The 2,635-nt window shown below is 62.8% G+C and carries 2 protein-coding genes and 1 pseudogene; 2 read left to right on the top strand and 1 reads right to left on the bottom strand.

The window, feature by feature from the left end; genetic code table 11:
* The first annotated feature begins 104 nt into the window (after positions 1-104).
* Together FCI23_RS64560 and FCI23_RS55145 are read left to right on the top strand one after the other, a co-directional pair.
* A complete protein-coding gene (locus FCI23_RS64560) occupies positions 105-332 on the top strand; it encodes a putative adhesin (protein WP_407646170.1) in 228 nt (75 codons plus the stop codon).
* 131 nt (positions 333-463) lie between these two features.
* Complete coding sequence (locus FCI23_RS55145; protein ID WP_136731687.1) at positions 464-1,021, top strand: DUF7919 family protein; 558 nt, start codon at positions 464-466, stop codon at positions 1,019-1,021.
* Positions 1,022-1,285: 264 nt separating this feature from the next.
* Here FCI23_RS55145 and FCI23_RS55140 read toward each other — a convergent pair.
* Positions 1,286-2,383 (bottom strand): annotated as a pseudogene (locus tag FCI23_RS55140) (integrase core domain-containing protein).
* Positions 2,384-2,635 lie beyond the last annotated feature (252 nt).

Here is a 2,635-nt window from a genome sequence, read left to right as displayed (position 1 = left end):
TGTTGACGTTGATCCCGTCTGCCCAGATCGAGGTCAGCCGGCTGTTCTGCACCTTCCCGCCGGTACCCGACGCCCAGAAACCGGACATCGTGTGCTGGGTCCAGATGCCGTCGGCCACCCAGTTGGTCGTGGAAACCTTTGGGCCCGGTGACAGTGTTCCAAATTACACGCTTTCTCCACTGGGGACGAGGCGGGATAACGGTCTTCCATTCACCTATCGTCAAGGCTCGATCGTGGTGGATGAGGACACTCTTCTGAGTGATATTCTTCAGCCGAACATGGGTGTTTGTCACTGGGTTGCATGCAGAAGGCCAGGTATTGGAAATGGCTGAATATCCGGACCTGTCAGAGTACTTGTACGCCGATTACCCTGTACGCATGTTGTCTGTAGGCTGGTTGGGCCGAGAGATCCCCCATGGGATATCCGGCCGGCTACCCGCCCTGGCAGTAGATCGACTTCGGCGTGAATGCTCCAGGGGTACGAAGTCTGTCTCTTGGAGAGCATTATTGTGAAATCTGTCCTTCTGGGGCGCGCATTGCTGGAAATGGTGAAGTGCATGTAATCACTCCCGATGGAATCATTTACTGCGCGCCTTGGCTGATCCTTCACTATATTGAAGATCACGGTTATGTCCCCCCCGCGGAGTTCGTCGACGGCTTGTTGGGTGATCTTCCTTATTCCTGGAACGCAACCTCGGAGCATTTGTGTCGCGTCCTGCTGGATGATTCGCTTTCCCCAGGATGGCGAGTCGATGCTGCCATCGACTTGGCTGGATGGCAGGATGATCGTGTCTATGGGGCCTTGCTAGATGCCAGCCGGGATGCTGAGTTGGTGGATGTCTCGGCGATGGAGATTGGAGTGTCTCTGGCCGTACTGTGGGGAAGGGCGGGGAAGGTAAATTTCGAAATCTATAAATCCGCCCTCCCGCAGGTTCAATGGGGTGTTTATAGGGAAGTGTGGAGTCGGAACCCGGATCTCGCTGTAGATTTGTCGAGGCCTCCAGAAGGATTTGACTTCTGACCTATTGAGCTGAAATGGCTGGGTTTCCTAAATAATCGAGTAGCGGAAGCGTGGCGCTTTGAAGTACCGCAGACGATCTGGGGTTGGCGCTGGCGCCGGTGCAGGAAGCGTTGGGCCCGGTGGCGGGGGCGTCAGCTGAGGCGTTGCGCCGCGGCAGAACCCGAGTTTGCGGCCGACGCGAGCGGGGCAGCCAGCGTCGGCACCGATGCCGTCAATGAAGCCGACCTTGTGGCCTGCGCCTGCCGAAAACCATGTCCATGCCGGTCAGGCGGCATGTTGGTATTCGTGGATGGTGCCGCCGAGGCGGTCGCGTCGGCGTATGTCGAGGTGGGCGATCTGGTCCGGATCGGTGATTGGTTCGGGGACCGCGCGGAGCGGAGTGGCCTGATCCATGGCTTGATGGGGCCGGTGCCCGTTGTGGTGGGTTTCGAACTCGCGCAGGGCGTGGCGTAGGTGGTTTTCGTTCCAGATCAGGGTGCGGTCCAGGAGTTCGTGGCGGCAGGTCTGCACTCACCGTTCCGTGATCGAGTTCATCCGCGGTATTCGCACGCCGCTGAGCGCGACCGTGATGCCGGAGTCAGCGAGGATCTGGTCGAACAGGGCGGGGAACTTCGCGTCCCGGTCGCGGATCAGGTGCTTGACCGTGGCGCCCGCGTCCTCCAGATCCATCGTGAGGTTCTTCGCGGCCTGGGTGACCCAGGCCGTGGTCGGATGCGCGGTGGTGCCAAGGACGCGGATGCGGCGGGTGGTGTGTTCGATGGCGGCGAGGATGTACTGGCGTTGTCCGGTCAGGGTCACGGTTTCGATAAAGTCGATGGCCAGTAGTGCGTCGGCCTGGGAGCGCAGGAAGTCGGCCCAGGTGGTGGAGGCTCGGTCGGGTGCGGGGTCGATGTCCTCCTGCTTGAGGATTTCCCAGACGGTGGAGGCGGCGATTTTGATCCCGAGGGTGGCCAGTTCGCCGTGGATGCGCCGGTAGCCCCACGACGGGTTCTCGCGGACCAGGCGCAGGATCAGGCGGCGGACGGAGCGCACGGTGGGCGGCCGTCCGGGCCGCTTCGGTCGGGAGGCGCTCGCGTGCCGTTGTTTCATCAGGTCGCGGTGCCAGCGCAGGATGGTGTCCGGCCGGACGATCAGCCGCAGCCGGCGCAGGGCCTCGCGGGGCAGTGGCTGCAGCAGTGCGGCGACGAAGACCCGGTCCTCGGCCGTGAACCTCACTTTGTCCGGGCCGAGTTGCCGCTGCAAAACTGTGACCTGGTGGCGGAGGGCAAGGATCTCCGCATCCTTGTCGCGGTCACTCATCGGCAGCAGGCGCAGCGCGGCGAAGGTGTTGGACACAGCCAGATAGGCCAGGCGAAGCAGCACAGCCGATCATCATGCCGCAGACCCGTCCACCCCCGCGGGCAGGGAACCCCGTGTGATCGATGCTGGCCCCCGCAGGACCGGCGCACGGCGATTGACCAGCGTGGATGGGGTTTTCGGCAGGCGCAGGGTTGTTCCCCGACACCGTGACTCCGCGGGCGGCGAGCTCCGCCACCAGCCGGGCCGGCTCGTCGGGCGTGGTGACCGGTTTGACCGTCCGGCCCAGATCGACGACGAGCGCAGCCCTCTTCCGCG

This window comes from Actinacidiphila oryziradicis (genome assembly GCF_005047355.1).
In the GTDB taxonomy this organism is placed as follows: Bacteria; Actinomycetota; Actinomycetes; order Streptomycetales; family Streptomycetaceae; genus Actinacidiphila; species Actinacidiphila oryziradicis.
The sequence above is the reverse complement of the archived record's forward strand: the minus strand, read 5'-3'. Positions and strand labels throughout refer to the sequence as shown.